This window comes from Polaromonas sp. SP1 (genome assembly GCF_003711205.1).
Lineage (GTDB): Bacteria > Pseudomonadota > Gammaproteobacteria > Burkholderiales > Burkholderiaceae_C > Polaromonas.
Map to the genome: position 1 here is coordinate 4,402,117 of NZ_CP031013.1, position 14,107 is coordinate 4,416,223.

The window sequence follows — 14,107 nt, forward strand, 5'->3', positions numbered from 1 at the left end:
TTTATCCACAGATTGCGCAGATTTACGCAGATTAAGGAAAAAACCTAAACTGTGCGGCACACCCGGCAGCAAGCCGCGGTAAAAAAGCAGCAAAGCACGGAGACAAAGGACACATGAACATCGTCATCACCGGCGGCGCCGGATTCCTGGGCGCCAGGCTGGCGCACCAACTGCTTGAACAAGGAAAACTTTCTCTTGCGGGCGGCCCGACGCAAATCATCCAGACCGTGACCCTTGTTGACCGCGTCGCTCCGCACGCTGCACTGACGGCGGACCGTCGGGTTCGTGTCGTGGTCGGCGACCTCAACGACCTCCTGGAGGACTCACCGGCACAAGTAGTGCGTGCCACCGACGCTCTTGTCTTTCACCTCGCCGCCGCTGTCAGCGGCGAATGCGAAGCTGACTTCGACCTCGGCATGCGCAGCAATGTCGACGCCACGCGCGCGCTGCTGCAGGCCTGCCGCGCACTCGGAACGACACCCACCGTGGTGTTTGCCAGCTCGCTGGCGGTCTTCGGCAACTCGCCGGCACAGCCCCTGCCGCCGGTGATTGACGATCGCACGCTGCCGACACCGCAAAACAGCTACGGCATCCAGAAGTTCATCGGTGAGCAACTCGTGGCCGACTACGCACGCAAGGGATTTATCCGCGGGCGTAACGTACGCCTGATGACGGTCAGCGTGCGGCCCGGCAAACCCAATGGTGCGGCGTCCAGTTTTTTGAGCGGCATGATCCGCGAGCCGCTGGCCGGTGTGCAGGCCGCGTGCCCGGTGCCCCCCGAAACGGCGGTGGCCCTGGCGTCCCCTGCGCGAACCATCGAAGGACTGATACGCGCGGCCGAAGCCGGCGACGCCGAGTGGGGCGCACGCACCGCCATCAACCTGCCGGCTCTCAAAACCACGGTGGGTGAAATGGCTGCGGCGCTGGAGCGTCTGGCCGGCAAGGAGGCAGCCGGCCTGATCGACTGGACGCCGGATCCCACCATCGCCAACATCGTGACCAGCTGGCCTGCGGCCATAGACGCGGCCCGGGCCAGGTCCCTGGGCCTCTTGCCCGACGGTGACTTTGACAGCATCATTGCCGCCTATTTAAGCGAAAACCCGCGCACTGCGCCGCAGGCGGCGAAGTAATAATAGGTGTGCATACGGCTTGACGCCGTAGTCGCGGATTTTCTGGACAACGATTATTTTGGAGACAACATGAAAATTTCAAAACTGCTGGTCGGCATGGCCCTGGGCCTGGGATTCATCGCATCTGCAAGCGCGCAAAGCACGATGCGCATCAGCATTTCCACCGCCCAGAACTCGCATCAGGGCGTTGCCATCGATACCTTCGCCAGGGAAGTCGAGAAACGCACAGCCGGCCGCTACAAGATCCAGACCTTTTATAACGGGGCACTGGGTGGTGAGCGCGAATCCATCGAAGCCGTACAACTGGGCACCCAGGAACTGGCCTTCTCCTCGACGGGCCCGATTCCCAACTTTGTGCCTGAAACCAAAATCCTCGACGTTCCCTTCCTGTTTCGCGACAAGGCGCATGCACGCGCCGTACTGGACGGCCCGATCGGCCAGGACCTGTTGACCAAATTCGATGCCAAGGGCTTCAAGGCGCTGGCCTGGGCCGAGAACGGCTTTCGCCACATGACCAACAGCAAGCGCGACGTGAAGCTGCCGGAAGACCTGAAGGGCCTGAAGATGCGCACCATGGAGAATCCGGTGCACATCGCGGCCTACAAAGGCCTGGGCATCATCACCACGCCGATGGCCTTTCCTGAAGTGTTCACCGCGCTGCAACAAGGCACTGTGGACGGCCAGGAAAATCCCCTGTCCGTGATCATGTCGGCCAAATTCGACCAGGTCCAGAAGCACCTGTCGCTGACCGGCCATGTGTATTCCCCCTGCATCTTCGTGATGAACAAGGCAGCCTTCGACAAGCTCAGCGCCGCCGACAAGACGGCCTTCGTCGATGCGGCCAAGGAAGCGACCAAGGCCAACCGCGCCCGCGTCGACCAGGACGACGCCAACGGCGTGGCCGAACTGCGCTCCAAGGGCATGACGGTGATCGAAAACGTCGACAAGGCCAAATTCGTGACCATGCTCGCACCCGTCAATGCTGAATTCGAGAAGCAGTTCGGCAAGGCCAATATCGACGCGATCCGCAACTACAAGTAAGCAATCTATCGGTAGTTGCTACACTTTTTGTAGCCGCTTACGCCCGCAAACACTGAGCTTGCGGGCGTTTTCTTTGTACTCCTCCCTGGTCTTCCGGGATACGCCATGAAACAAGCCTTCCTCAAACTTGAACGATGGACAACCGGCTTCTCCATGCTGGTGGCCTGCCTGATGCTCGTCATCGCCTCGGCACTGGGCATGTTCCAGATCGTCACGCGGTTTGTCCTCGAGCAGCCCGCCGAGTGGAGCGAGATCCTGATTCGCCTCAGCCTGATCTGGATGGTGTTCATGGGCATCCCCATGGCCTTCCGGCAAGGCGCCATGGTCAGCGTGGATGTGCTCTACCGCTGGAGCCCTCCGCGCGTGCGGCGTGTGCTGGACTGGCTGGTCTGCCTGGCCGCGCTGGCCCTGATCGCGGTCATCGTCTGGTGGGGATGGGACTACTCGCTGCGCGGCCGCGTGCAGTCCATGGCCGGCCTCGAATCCATCTCAATGTTCTGGGGCTATGTGGCCATGCCCGTGGGCGGCATGTTTTGCGTGATCGGCATCATCGGCAACCTGATCGACCCGCAACGCAATGAACTGGAGACGGCGCAATGACCGCAGTGATGATTTCAACGATGGTGCTGTGCTTTGCGCTCACCGTTTCCGTGGCCGTGTCCATCGGCCTGGCGTCCATCTTCGGCATCCAGGCCTCCAACGCCAACATGCTGATCTCCGTCAAGGAGATGTTCTCCTCGATCAACAAGTTTCCGCTGGCCGCGATCCCTTTCTTCATCCTGGCCGGCAACCTGATGGAAACCGGCGGCATCTCGCGCCGGCTGGTCGAATTCGCCAAAAGCATTGTGGGCGGCGTCCAGGGCGGCCTGCCCATGACCTGTGTGCTCACCTGCATGATTTTTGCGGCTGTGTCCGGCTCGTCCGTGGCCACCACTTTTGCCATCGGCGCCATCCTGATACCGGCGCTTATCAAGCACGGCTACCCCACCGCCTACGCCGCAGCCCTGCAGGCCACCAGTGCGGAGCTGGGCGTGATCATCCCGCCGTCCATCCCCATGATTCTTTACGGCGTGAGCGCAGAAGTCTCGATCGGTGAACTTTTCATCGCCGGCTTCGGCCCGGGCCTGCTGATCGGTTGTGCATTGATGCTGTTCGTGCACCTCTACTGCCGCTGGAAGGGCTGGGGCAAGCACGACGGCGACGGCCGCCTGAGCTTTGGCAAGGCGACCTGGCAGGCCGGCTGGGCGCTGCTGATGCCGGTGATCATCCTGGGGGGCATTTACGGCGGGATTTTCACGCCGACCGAAGCGTCTGCGGTGGCGGTGTTCTATGCGCTGGTTGTCGGCATCGTGATCTACCGCGAAATCAAGCTCGCAGACCTCTACGTCATCCTGCGCAAATCGGTCATCTCCAGCGCCGTGATCATGTTCATCATCGCCAACGCCGGGCTGTTCGCCTTTCTGATCACCCGAGCCGGCGTGCCGGATGCCATTGGCCGCTGGCTTGAGGCCGTTCTGCAGTCGCCCGCACTCTTCCTTCTGGGCGTCAACGCGGCTCTCTTCGTCATCGGTATGTTCATTGAAACCAGCGCCGCCATCATCGTGCTGGCGCCCATCCTGGCGCCGGTGGCCGTGCATTTCGGCATCGACCCGGTGCATTTCGGCCTGGTGATGGTGGTCAACCTTGCCTTGGGCATGATCACGCCGCCATTCGGCGTGAACCTGTTCGCAGCCTGTACCGTCGCCAAAATATCGCTGGACCGCATCATCCCGTACCTGCTGCCCTTCGTATTGGTCATCCTGGGTTGCCTGATGGTGGTGACTTACGTACCGCAGTTATCGCTGGGCCTGCGTGACCTGGTGTACGCCAAATAGCTTATTTTCAGACGGGGTTTCACGACTCTGTCATCTGCGGGGGCGATGCTCTAGGGCCTGTTAACGCTATTTATGCAAGATGCGTTGCGAGTCAAAAAGGCCTTGAGCAAGGCGCAAAACGCAGGCGGGGTAGACCCCGTCAAGGCTTTGCAACGCCGCGCAAGGCCTTTTTGATCGCAACCCGGAGGGAATGGGGTGAAAACGGCGCCACTCCGCGTTGCGCTCCTCACCCAGACTCCCGGTCTGGGATTCGTCGCGCGCCTTGATTGGCGCCGTTTTCACCCCATTCGCATTTGCATAAATAGCGTTAACAGGCCCCTACTTTCATGTGAGGATGAAATCCATGCAGCTCCACAAAACCGACCGTGCCCGCGCCGAGCTCAAGCCTGGCGTGAGAACGCTAGGCCAGCGCGAGCGCACCCTGCTGCTGATGGCCGACGGCAGCAAATCCGCCCAGGATTTCCGCCCGCTGTTTGACGGCGACGGCGAGGCCATTGCCCTGCGGCTTTTGCGCGAAGGCTTTCTGGAAGCGCATCCCGGGAAAACGGCAGCGCCTGCCCCGGCAGTTGCGGCCCCGCCCGCGCCAAAACCCACGCCCGCCCAGCTGAAAGACTTCCCCAGCCCGGAAACGACGCAGGCCATCCAGGTCTCGGCCGACCAGTTTGAGGGCAAGCGCTCGCTCGCCACGACCCGGATGTTCCTGTTTGACATCTGCGAGCGCATGTTCGCCCGGCGCAACCCGGAGATGGCTGAGCGCTTTCGCGAAGCGCTGCGCAACGCCAAAGACCGCGAGACCATGCTGGCCGCCTCGCGCGAGATGATCGAGGAAATCGAAAAAATCGCCGGCCACGAACGCGCCGACTCCATCAGCGAACGCATCGCCATGCTGCTGCCGCATCACCAGGCGGCCTGAGAACCTCCTTCCGTTACACTCCTCGGGGTCAGGAGAGAGTTTTCCTCAGCGAAAACCGCCGAAGGCGCACGAGCACCCTGGGGCACCCCCCTTGAGTCGCACTGAACGCTCAGGCAAAAGGACTGGCAACCGCCCTGCGGCGCACCACGCGGCACGGCGTTCCCTACTGGAGAGAGGCAGCCTTTCACAGGCAGCCCACCGAAGGAGCAAACCCGCATCGCCGGGTGAATCTCTCAGGTAAAGTGGACAGCAGGGGCAGCCCATGGATCGAGAACATGTTCTTGCCATGACCGTGTTTGCCCCCCCGGAGAATGCCTTGTCCGATTCGTCCACCCCTTCCGCCGCTTCCGCCGCCCCTGAAACCCTGCTGAAAACGCCCTTGCACGGCCTGCATGTGGAGCTCGGCGCGCGCATGGTGCCTTTTGCGGGCTATTCCATGCCGGTGCAATACCCCGCGGGCCTGATGGCGGAACACCTGCATACACGCCAGGCCGCCGGCCTCTTTGATGTGTCCCACATGGGCCAGTTGCGCCTGGTGGGCGCCGATGCGGCTGCCGCGCTGGAGTCGCTGATCCCGGTCGATGTGATCGACCTGCCCGCCGGCAAGCAGCGCTACGGCCTGCTGCTCAATGACGACGGCGGCATCATCGATGACCTGATGTTCTTCAACCGCGACTACGCCAACGGTGGCGATCTTTTTGTGATCGTCAACGGCGCCTGCAAGGTGGGCGACATCGCGCACATCCAGGCCCGAATCGGCTCGCGCTGCAAGGTCATTCCCATGCCCGAGATGGCGCTGATGGCGCTGCAGGGCCCGCAGGCCGTCACCGCCCTGCAACGGCTGGCGCCGGGCGTCGAAAAGCTGGTGTTCATGACCGGTGGGCAATTCACCGTGGCCGGCTGCGACTGCTTCATCACCCGCAGCGGCTACACCGGTGAAGACGGCTTTGAAATCTCGGTGCCGGCCACGCAGGCCGACACCCTCGCACGCGCGCTGCTCGCCGAGCCCGAAGTCAAACCCATCGGCCTGGGCGCGCGCAACTCGCTGCGGCTCGAAGCGGGCCTGTGCCTCTACGGCAACGACATCGACACCACCACCACACCGGTGGAAGCCAGCCTCAACTGGGCCATGCAAAAGATTCGCCGCACGGGCGGCGCACGCGCCGGCGGCTTCCCCGGCGCCGACAAAATTCTGGCGCAACTGGCCGACCCTGCGCTGCTCACCCGCAAACGCGTCGGCCTGGTGGCGCTGGAGCGCGTGCCGGTGCGCGACCACACCGAACTGCAAAGCACCGACGGCGCCGTGATTGGCGAAGTCACCAGCGGCCTGCTCGGCCCCACGGTCAACCAGCCGGTTGCGATGGGCTATGTCAAACCTGAATTCGCGGCCCTGGGCACGCGCGTGAACGCGATGGTGCGCGGCAAGGCTGTGCCCATGGAAGTCGCCGCCATGCCGTTTGTTCCCGCCCGCTACTACCGCGGTTAAGCATTTTTTGAGTTTTAGTTTTAGTTTTAGTTTCTGCTCACTCAACCCCTGGAGAACCTCATGACCGTCAAATACACCGAAGACCACGAATGGCTCAAGATTGAAGGCAACATCGCCACCGTCGGCATCACGGTGCACGCGCAGGACGCGCTGGGCGATGTGGTGTTTGTGGACCTGCCCGCAGTGGGCGCCACCTTCGCCCAGAAAGAAACCGCCGGCGTGGTGGAGTCCGTGAAGGCCGCCGCCGACGTGTACATGCCCGTCAGCGGCGAAGTCACCGAAATCAACGAAGCCCTGAAAAACGACCCCTCGCTGGCCAACAGCGACCCGATGGGCGCCGGCTGGTTCTTCAAGATCAAGCTGTCTGAACCTTCGCAGCTGGACGCGCTGATGGACGAGACACGCTACACCGCCTTCGCTGCCTGAAGATATGGCCCCCACGCTTTTCACTTCGTGTAATACGCTGCCCCCCGAGGGGGCTGTGCTTGCTTGGGGCGGCCCGGCGCTGCGCACGTCGGCTAGCGAATGTTTACCCTCCCGTTTCTAGGACCCGATATGTTGATGCAATCCGCCAAGCCGCTGGGCGATCTTGAAAACCCTTCCGAATTCATTGCCCGCCACATCGGCATTGACGAAGCCGACGAAATCCACATGCTCAGCATCGTGGGCTCGGCCTCGCGCCGCGCGCTGGTCGAAGGCATCGTGCCGCGCTCGATTGCACGCAGCACGGCCATGGCCATTCCCGCGCCTGTCACCGAAGCCGCCGCACTCAAGCAGCTCAAGGCCATTGCGGCCAAGAACCAGGTGTTCAAGAACTTCATCGGCCAGGGCTATTACGGCACCTACACGCCGGGCGTGATCCTGCGCAACATCCTCGAGAACCCCGCCTGGTACACCGCTTACACGCCTTACCAGGCCGAGATTTCGCAAGGCCGCATGGAAGCGCTGATCAACTTCCAGACCATGGTGTGCGACCTGACGGGCATGCCGATCGCCAACGCCTCCATGCTCGACGAAGCCACCGCCGCCGCCGAAGCCATGACGCTGGCCAAGCGCAGCGTAAAAAGCAAGAGCAATGTCTTTATCGTGGCGGGTGATTGCCATCCGCAGACGATTGAAGTGATCCAGACGCGCGCCAGGCCGCTGGGCATCGAGGTGAAAGTCAGCACCGCATCCGTCACGGTGCCGCAGCTGATGGCCGAAGGCAATTACTTCGGCGTGCTGGCGCAATATCCCGCCACCACCGGCAGCATCCATGACCTGCGCCCGCTGGCCGGCCAGGCGCATGTCGACGGCGCGGCCCTGTGCGTGGCGGCCGACCTGCTGGCCCTCACGCTGCTAACGCCACCCGGCGAATGGGACGCCGACATTGTGCTGGGCAACACCCAACGCTTCGGCATGCCCATGGGCAACGGCGGCCCGCATGCGGCTTACCTTGCCTGCCGCGACGAATTCAAGCGCTCGCTGCCCGGCCGCCTGGTCGGCGTCACCGTCGACAGCCACGGCAACCCAACCTACCGCCTTGCACTGCAAACCCGCGAGCAGCACATCCGCCGCGAAAAGGCCACCTCCAACATCTGCACCGCACAGGTGCTGCCGGCCGTGATCGCCAGCATGTACGCCGTCTACCACGGCCCGCAAGGCCTCAAGCGCATCGCCGAGCGCGTGGCCGCCTACACCGCCATCTTTGTGCGCGGCCTGCAGGAGCTGGGCTATGAAATCACCAACACCGGCGCCTTTGACTCCGTGACGGTGAAAACCGGCGATGCTACCAATTTGATAGCAGAACGTGCACGTTCCGCGGGGGCCAACCTGCGATTTCGCTTGAAAAATCACCTGGGCGTGTCGCTCGACGAAACCACCAGCCGCAAGGACATCGAGCTGCTCTGGTCCTTCTTTGCCAAGCCCGGCCAGACCGTGCCCGTGGTCAGCGCCTTTGAAAAAGGCGTCGAGTCGCTGATCCCCGCCGACCTGCGCCGCACCACCGCCTTCCTGACGCACCCGGTGTTCAACACCCACCACTCCGAAACAGGCATGCTGCGCTACATCCGCATGCTGAGCGACAAGGATTTGGCGCTGGACCGCAGCATGATCCCGCTGGGCAGCTGCACCATGAAGCTCAACGCGACCAGCGAGATGGTTCCCATCACCTGGCCGGAGTTCGCCAACATCCACCCGTTTGCACCCGCCGAGCAACTGCAGGGCTACGCCGAACTCGACAAGCAGCTGCGCGACTGGCTGTGCCAGGCCACCGGCTATGCCGGTATCAGCCTGCAGCCCAATGCCGGTTCGCAAGGCGAATATGCCGGCCTGCTGGTCATCAAGGCTTTTCATGAAGCCAAGGGCCAGGGCCACCGCAACATCTGCCTGATTCCCTCCTCGGCTCACGGTACCAACCCTGCCAGCGCCCAGATGGTGGGCATGACCGTCGTCGTGACCGCCTGCGACGCGCAGGGCAATGTCGACATGGCCGACCTCAAGGCCAAGTGCGAGCAGCACAGCGCCAACCTGGCCTGCGTGATGATCACCTACCCCAGTACGCACGGTGTGTTTGAAACGCAGGTCAAAGAACTCTGCGCGATGGTGCACAGCCACGGCGGCCGCGTGTATGTCGACGGCGCCAACATGAACGCGCTGGTCGGCGTGGCGGCGCCGGGCGAGTTCGGCGGCGACGTGAGCCACCTGAACCTGCACAAGACCTTCTGCATCCCGCACGGCGGCGGCGGCCCGGGCGTCGGCCCGGTCTGCGTCGTGGCCGACCTGGTGCCCTACCTGCCCGGCCATGCCACGGCGGGCATCCCCGTCAACGGTGTGGGCGCAGTGTCAGCAGCACCGCTGGGCAATGCGGCTGTGCTGCCCATCAGCTGGATGTACTGCCGCATGATGGGCCCGGAAGGCCTCACGCAAGCGACCGAAGTCGCCATCCTGAGCGCCAACTACATCAGCTCGCGCCTGAAAGACCACTTCCCGACGCTCTACGCCAGCGAGAACGGCCATGTCGCGCACGAGTGCATTCTGGATTTGCGCCCGCTGAAAGAAACCAGCGGCGTCACCGCCGAAGACGTGGCCAAGCGCCTGATGGACTACGGCTTTCACGCACCGACCTTGAGCTTCCCGGTGCCCGGCACCTTGATGGTCGAGCCGACCGAAAGCGAAACCCTGGCCGAGCTGGACCGTTTCATCGACGCGATGATCGCCATCCGCGAAGAGATCCGCAAAGTCGAAGCGGGCCAATGGCCGCAAGACAACAACCCGCTCAAGCATGCGCCGCACACCGCGGCCAGCCTGATGGGCGCCGACTGGGACCGCCCCTACCCGCGCGAGACCGGCGCGTTCCCGCTGGCGTCGCTCAAGCAGGTCAAGTACTGGCCGCCGGTGGGCCGCGTCGACAACGTCTACGGCGACCGCAACCTGTTCTGCAGCTGCGTGCCAGTAGCCGACTACGCCTGATTTGGACACGCAGCTCATCCTGATCGTCGCGGGCGCAGCGGCGGCCGGGTTTGTGCAGGGCCTGTCGGGCTTTGGCTTCAGCCTGGTCGCCATGTCGTTCTGGGCCTGGTCCATCGACCCGAAGCTGGCCGCTGTCATGGCGGTGTTCGGTGGGCTGACGGGCCAGCTCATGGCGGCCTTCACGGGCAGCCGCATCACCGACTGGAAGCGCCTGCTGCCCTTTCTGGCCGGCGGGCTGCTGGGGCTGCCGCTGGGTTTGCTGTTGCTGCCGCGGCTTGATGTCCAGCTGTTCAAGCTGTTTCTCGGCATGCTGCTGGCTGTGTGGTGCCCTGCCATGCTTTTTTCAGGCAAGCTTCCCCGCATCCACCACGGGGGCCGCGTGGCCGACGGCGCCATCGGCGTTGCCGGCGGGTTCATGGGGGCCTTGGGTGGTTTCAGCGGCGTCATTCCGACGCTGTGGTGCACCTTGCGAGGCTACGAAAAGGGCGCCCAGCGCGCCGTCATCCAGAACTTCAACCTGGCGGTGCTGACCGTCACCATGGCCAGCTACGTCGCCGCCGGCCTGGTCACCCGCGAGACGCTGCCCATGCTGGCCATCGTGGCGCCTGCTGCGCTCATCTGCGCCTGGTTGGGCGGACGGGTTTACACGGGCATCAGCGACCTGGCTTTTCGCAGGCTGGTGCTGAGCCTGCTGACCTGCTCCGGTGTTGCCATGCTGGTGTCGTCGGTGCCGGTGCTGCTCAAGCGCCTGGGTTGAGCAGCAACCGCTTTTCCATCATTGCTTCAGCACAAAGCCCGCGAGTGCCTTCAACTCCTGCGGGCTCAGATTGCCAAACGGCGGCATGACGACAGGCCCCCACTTGCCCGACCCACCGGCTTTGATGCTGGTCTCCAGTTTGGCCAGCGCCTGCGGGTCGTTTTTGTATTTGACCGCCACGTCGTGATACGCCGGCCCCACAATCTTTTGTGAGACGGCATGGCAGCCGAGGCAGGCATTGGCCTTGAGCACGGCCTGCACGTCCACCTCGGCAGCGGGTGCGCCGGGAGCGGCAGGCGCCGGCTTGGCAGCCACCACGGGCCCGAGCGTGGGCTTCGCGCCGCCATAGGTCACCGCCAGGTATTCGCCGATCTGCGCCACGTCGCTGTCGCTCAGCGGTGCCGCGTAAGCGTGCTCCATCTTGCGCACCTCGGCCGTCCACTGCGTTGCCGTCATGGCCGGTGGTTGCTGGCTGATGTAGTCGGCCGAATGGCAGATGCCGCACTTTTGCATCGCGATCTGGTAGCCGGCCAGTTTGGACGGCTTGAGTTTGGCGTTCTCCAGCGGCAAGGTCACGGTCTGCACGGCTTGCGCCCATGCAGTGCTGCAGCCCAGGGCCAAAACAGCTGCGGACAGGACACGCGCGGCATTTAAATTGAGGAGGTTCATGGCGATCCCTTAGACCGCTACAAGGCGAGTGGTTTCAATGACATTGCGCGCATAGCCGCCCGGGTTCCAGGTCGCCGTGGCAGGTTGCACATCGCCCTGCATGTTGGTGGCCCGCACCATCAGCTTGAACTCGCCCTTGCGTTGCGGCGTCATGTCAAAGCGCCATTCGCGGAACGAGAAACGCCCAAGGTCCTTGCCCAGCACAGCCTCGCGCCACTGCTGCCCGTCTTCCGACACCTCGACCTTGCGGATGCCGCTGCCGCCGTCAAAGGCAATGCCTTTGAGCTGCGCGGGCTTGCCCACCGGCAGGCGCGCCCCGCCCGCCACGCTGGTGATGAAAGAGCGCACCGGCAGCGTCGTGAGCGGCCGCGTCGCCGTGGGCGCGGTGCCGGCCGGCACGCAGTGGCAATCGTTGTCGGGCACGCGGTAAGCCGTCGACATGAAGAAGCCCTCAAAGTTGTGGTCCATCACGACGATTTCGCTCAAATGCTTGACCCAGTAGGTGCCGAAGTAGCCCGGCACGATGAGTTTGATCGGGTAGCCGTTCAGGAAAGGGATGTCCGCGCCATTCATCGACCAGGCCACGATGGGCTCGGCGCTCAGCGCCAGGTCGATGTTCAGGGCCTTGATGAAATCCGGCGTCTGGGGCAGCACAGGCGTGTCCAGCCCGTTCAATGCGACCTGTTTGGCGCCGGGCAGCACGCCGGCTTTTTCCAGCACGGCCCGCAGCGGCACGCCCACCCACCGCGCATTGCCCATGGAGCCGTTGCCCAGCTGCGCGCCAAAGACACGCGGCTCAAAAAACCCGCGGCTGTTGCCCGAGCACTGGTTGACCGCCACCACTTCGACCGGCGCGGCCAGCGCCTTCAGTTCCGCGAGTGAAAGCGACAGCGATTGTTTGACGTGGCCGCCGACCCGCAGGCGGTAAGTGCTGGCATCGATGCGCTTGGGGATATTGGCCAGGTGGTAACGCACAAAGAAGGCGTTGTTGGGTGTGATCGCGCCTTCGCTGAATGCGCTGAACGGCGTTTCAAGGTGCGGCGGCCTTGTGGTGACCCGCAGCAGCGGGCGTTTGCCCGGGTAGGTGACCAGCTCACGCTCGCCGTTGCCGAAGGGCAGCGTTTCACGCCCCCTGGCGAACCCCTCCAGCGGAAGGCCGCCGAGCGCCGCGGCCCCGAAGCCGGCACGCTGTAAAAACTGTCTCCTGCGGGCATCGTGGTCATCGCGATGGTTCATGGGGCGTCCTCTTTTTTTGGGATGAATGGTTGCCGCAGGCTTGGCGATACACGGCCATCCCATGATAGGGGCAGCAGCCCGCCGGGCGCGGGAGGATAATCCCGCATCGCCCCGCGCAGGCCTGAAAGCCCGGCGGAAATCACCTCCCGCACCTGAAAGCCCTCACCCCATGAAAATCCTGATCGCCACCCTGGCCTGCTTCGCCTTCTCCACCGCCGCCCTGGCCGCAGCCCCGGCCGAAACCCTGCCCAGCGGCGTCAAGGTCGTGCACACCAAAGACGGCACCGGCCCGCAGCCCAAAGCCAGCGACACCGTGAAGGTGCACTACCGCGGCACGCTGGCCGACGGCAAGGAATTTGACAGCTCCTACAAACGCGGCGAACCCGCTACCTTTCCGCTGAACCGTGTGGTGCCCTGCTGGACGGAAGGCATGCAAAAGATCAAGGTCGGCGGCAAAGCCACGCTGACCTGCCCGCCCGCCACGGCCTATGGCGAGCGCGGCGCCGGCAATGCCGTGCCGCCCAATGCAACCCTCACGTTTGAGATCGAGCTGCTGGCGATCCAGTAAACAAACAGCCAGAAACTAAAGGCCGGCGTCCAGCGCTGCAAGAAGCGCTTCATCAAACGCGCCGGCCCGCTCAAACTGCACCCAGTGGCCGGCGTCTTCAATCAGCGCCAGGCCCCTGAAATGCGGTGCCTTCTCCAACGCCGCCTGCAGCAAGTCGAGTTTGTCGCGGTACAGTGCATCTTCACGGCCATACACCGCATACACCGGGCATTTCAAGCGCGCCAGTGCCTTTGCCAGCGCATCGGTGCGCGCCAGGCTGCGGCCTTTCATGCGGTCGCGCAGCACATTGGCAATGTGAAGGCGCAGCGCAAGTTCGGTAATGGATTCCTCGTGGTGGAGCATCAGGGCCGCCAGGTTATGTCGGTGGATGGCGTCACGCTCAGCCGGATCGGTGAGATGCCGCCAGGCGCGCAGCCGTATCGCCTTTTCAAGGGCCACACCCAGGCCGGGAGCGCCCACCAGCACCACACGCGCAGCCCGGGCCGCAAAGCGTTCAGCGATAAAGCCGGCCACCATGCCGCCGAATGAAAACCCCACCAGGTCGCAGGCGGCGGCGCCCACCAGCATGTTCAAGCCCTCCTCCATAGGTTCGGGCAGCGCATCGGCATCGCTGCCGCCCGCCGGCACGGCCGAGTCCCCAAAACCCGGAAGATCCGGCACCAGCACCCAGCGGCCCGAATCCACCAAGGCAGGGATGTTGCGCAGCCAGTGCATCCAGCTTCCGCTGCCGCCATGCAAAAGCACCAGGGGCGCGAGTTCGGGCCGGCGTGTCGCTTGCCCCCAGGTGTGCCAGACCATAGCCCCGCTGCCGCAGGGGGTTTCAATGCGGCTGGCGGTACGCAAGAGGGACTGCGCCTCAAAAGGCAGTGCGGGAACGAACGGATCTGTCATGGAGGATTTATACCCTGCCACCCGTGCGGCCATCGTGAAGCTCCTAAACTGGCCTGCCGCCCCTTGCTACAAGGCGCGCACCTCTCACAACA

At 63.7% G+C, this 14,107-nt stretch carries 13 protein-coding genes and 2 riboswitches; of the genes, 10 read left to right on the forward strand and 3 right to left on the reverse strand.

What is annotated here, in order from left to right; translation table 11 throughout:
* Nucleotides 1-113: 113 nt before the first annotated feature.
* From denD to DT070_RS20690, 9 genes are all read left to right on the forward strand, one after another.
* Entirely contained in the window at nucleotides 114-1,130 is a 1,017-nt protein-coding gene (denD, locus tag DT070_RS20650; RefSeq protein ID WP_122957086.1) for a D-erythronate dehydrogenase, read from the forward strand.
* 69 nt (nucleotides 1,131-1,199) lie between these two features.
* Nucleotides 1,200-2,171 carry a TRAP transporter substrate-binding protein gene (locus DT070_RS20655; protein ID WP_122957087.1) on the forward strand — a complete coding sequence of 324 codons (972 nt, stop codon included), beginning with the start codon at nucleotides 1,200-1,202 and terminating at the stop codon, nucleotides 2,169-2,171.
* A gap of 105 nt (nucleotides 2,172-2,276) precedes the next feature.
* The gene (locus DT070_RS20660; RefSeq protein WP_122957088.1) at nucleotides 2,277-2,771 is read left to right on the forward strand and encodes a TRAP transporter small permease; all 495 of its coding nucleotides are present in this window, start codon (nucleotides 2,277-2,279) and stop codon (nucleotides 2,769-2,771) included.
* Nucleotides 2,768-4,045, forward strand: coding sequence for a TRAP transporter large permease (locus DT070_RS20665; protein ID WP_122957089.1), 1,278 nt, complete (start codon nucleotides 2,768-2,770; stop codon nucleotides 4,043-4,045). Before DT070_RS20660 ends, DT070_RS20665 begins: the two co-directional genes overlap by 4 nt.
* Before the next feature lie 343 nt (nucleotides 4,046-4,388).
* Nucleotides 4,389-4,958 (forward strand): hypothetical protein, encoded by a 570-nt coding sequence (locus DT070_RS20670; protein WP_122957523.1) that lies wholly within the window; start codon nucleotides 4,389-4,391, stop codon nucleotides 4,956-4,958.
* A gap of 19 nt (nucleotides 4,959-4,977) precedes the next feature.
* A riboswitch (glycine riboswitch) is annotated at nucleotides 4,978-5,093 on the forward strand.
* 21 nt (nucleotides 5,094-5,114) lie between these two features.
* A riboswitch (glycine riboswitch) is annotated at nucleotides 5,115-5,218 on the forward strand.
* A gap of 26 nt (nucleotides 5,219-5,244) precedes the next feature.
* Nucleotides 5,245-6,444 carry a glycine cleavage system aminomethyltransferase GcvT gene (gene gcvT / locus DT070_RS20675; RefSeq protein WP_228778664.1) on the forward strand — a complete coding sequence of 400 codons (1,200 nt, stop codon included), beginning with the start codon at nucleotides 5,245-5,247 and terminating at the stop codon, nucleotides 6,442-6,444.
* A gap of 60 nt (nucleotides 6,445-6,504) precedes the next feature.
* The gene (gene gcvH / locus DT070_RS20680; protein ID WP_122957090.1) at nucleotides 6,505-6,870 is read left to right on the forward strand and encodes a glycine cleavage system protein GcvH; all 366 of its coding nucleotides are present in this window, start codon (nucleotides 6,505-6,507) and stop codon (nucleotides 6,868-6,870) included.
* 129 nt (nucleotides 6,871-6,999) lie between these two features.
* Entirely contained in the window at nucleotides 7,000-9,894 is a 2,895-nt protein-coding gene (gcvP, locus tag DT070_RS20685; protein ID WP_122957091.1) for an aminomethyl-transferring glycine dehydrogenase, read from the forward strand.
* Nucleotide 9,895: 1 nt separating this feature from the next.
* A complete protein-coding gene (locus DT070_RS20690) occupies nucleotides 9,896-10,651 on the forward strand; it encodes a sulfite exporter TauE/SafE family protein (protein ID WP_122957092.1) in 756 nt (251 codons plus the stop codon).
* Nucleotides 10,652-10,669: 18 nt separating this feature from the next.
* Here the strand turns inward: DT070_RS20690 and DT070_RS20695 are convergent, their stop codons facing one another.
* Together DT070_RS20695 and DT070_RS20700 are read right to left on the reverse strand one after the other, a co-directional pair.
* Nucleotides 10,670-11,320 (reverse strand): c-type cytochrome, encoded by a 651-nt coding sequence (locus DT070_RS20695; RefSeq protein ID WP_122957093.1) that lies wholly within the window; start codon nucleotides 11,318-11,320, stop codon nucleotides 10,670-10,672.
* Between the two features lie 9 nt (nucleotides 11,321-11,329).
* A complete protein-coding gene (locus tag DT070_RS20700) occupies nucleotides 11,330-12,556 on the reverse strand; it encodes a molybdopterin-dependent oxidoreductase (RefSeq protein WP_122957094.1) in 1,227 nt (408 codons plus the stop codon).
* 169 nt (nucleotides 12,557-12,725) lie between these two features.
* On the opposite strand from DT070_RS20700, the gene DT070_RS20705 reads away from it, so the two are divergent.
* The gene (locus tag DT070_RS20705) at nucleotides 12,726-13,124 is read left to right on the forward strand and encodes an FKBP-type peptidyl-prolyl cis-trans isomerase (protein WP_122957095.1); all 399 of its coding nucleotides are present in this window, start codon (nucleotides 12,726-12,728) and stop codon (nucleotides 13,122-13,124) included.
* A gap of 15 nt (nucleotides 13,125-13,139) precedes the next feature.
* Here the strand turns inward: DT070_RS20705 and DT070_RS20710 are convergent, their stop codons facing one another.
* Nucleotides 13,140-14,015 carry an alpha/beta fold hydrolase gene (locus tag DT070_RS20710; protein ID WP_164483789.1) on the reverse strand — a complete coding sequence of 292 codons (876 nt, stop codon included), beginning with the start codon at nucleotides 14,013-14,015 and terminating at the stop codon, nucleotides 13,140-13,142.
* Nucleotides 14,016-14,107 lie beyond the last annotated feature (92 nt).

Coding starts and splice junctions, on each gene's coding strand:
- denD (WP_122957086.1), top strand. CDS start 114: ATGAACATCGTCATCACCGGCGGCGCCGGATTCCTGGGCGCCAGGCTG.
- DT070_RS20655 (WP_122957087.1), top strand. CDS start 1,200: ATGAAAATTTCAAAACTGCTGGTCGGCATGGCCCTGGGCCTGGGATTC.
- DT070_RS20660 (WP_122957088.1), top strand. CDS start 2,277: ATGAAACAAGCCTTCCTCAAACTTGAACGATGGACAACCGGCTTCTCC.
- DT070_RS20665 (WP_122957089.1), top strand. CDS start 2,768: ATGACCGCAGTGATGATTTCAACGATGGTGCTGTGCTTTGCGCTCACC.
- DT070_RS20670 (WP_122957523.1), top strand. CDS start 4,389: ATGCAGCTCCACAAAACCGACCGTGCCCGCGCCGAGCTCAAGCCTGGC.
- gcvT (WP_228778664.1), top strand. CDS start 5,245: ATGACCGTGTTTGCCCCCCCGGAGAATGCCTTGTCCGATTCGTCCACC.
- gcvH (WP_122957090.1), top strand. CDS start 6,505: ATGACCGTCAAATACACCGAAGACCACGAATGGCTCAAGATTGAAGGC.
- gcvP (WP_122957091.1), top strand. CDS start 7,000: ATGTTGATGCAATCCGCCAAGCCGCTGGGCGATCTTGAAAACCCTTCC.
- DT070_RS20695 (WP_122957093.1), bottom strand. CDS start 11,320: ATGAACCTCCTCAATTTAAATGCCGCGCGTGTCCTGTCCGCAGCTGTT.
- DT070_RS20700 (WP_122957094.1), bottom strand. CDS start 12,556: ATGAACCATCGCGATGACCACGATGCCCGCAGGAGACAGTTTTTACAG.
- DT070_RS20705 (WP_122957095.1), top strand. CDS start 12,726: ATGAAAATCCTGATCGCCACCCTGGCCTGCTTCGCCTTCTCCACCGCC.
- DT070_RS20710 (WP_164483789.1), bottom strand. CDS start 14,015: ATGACAGATCCGTTCGTTCCCGCACTGCCTTTTGAGGCGCAGTCCCTC.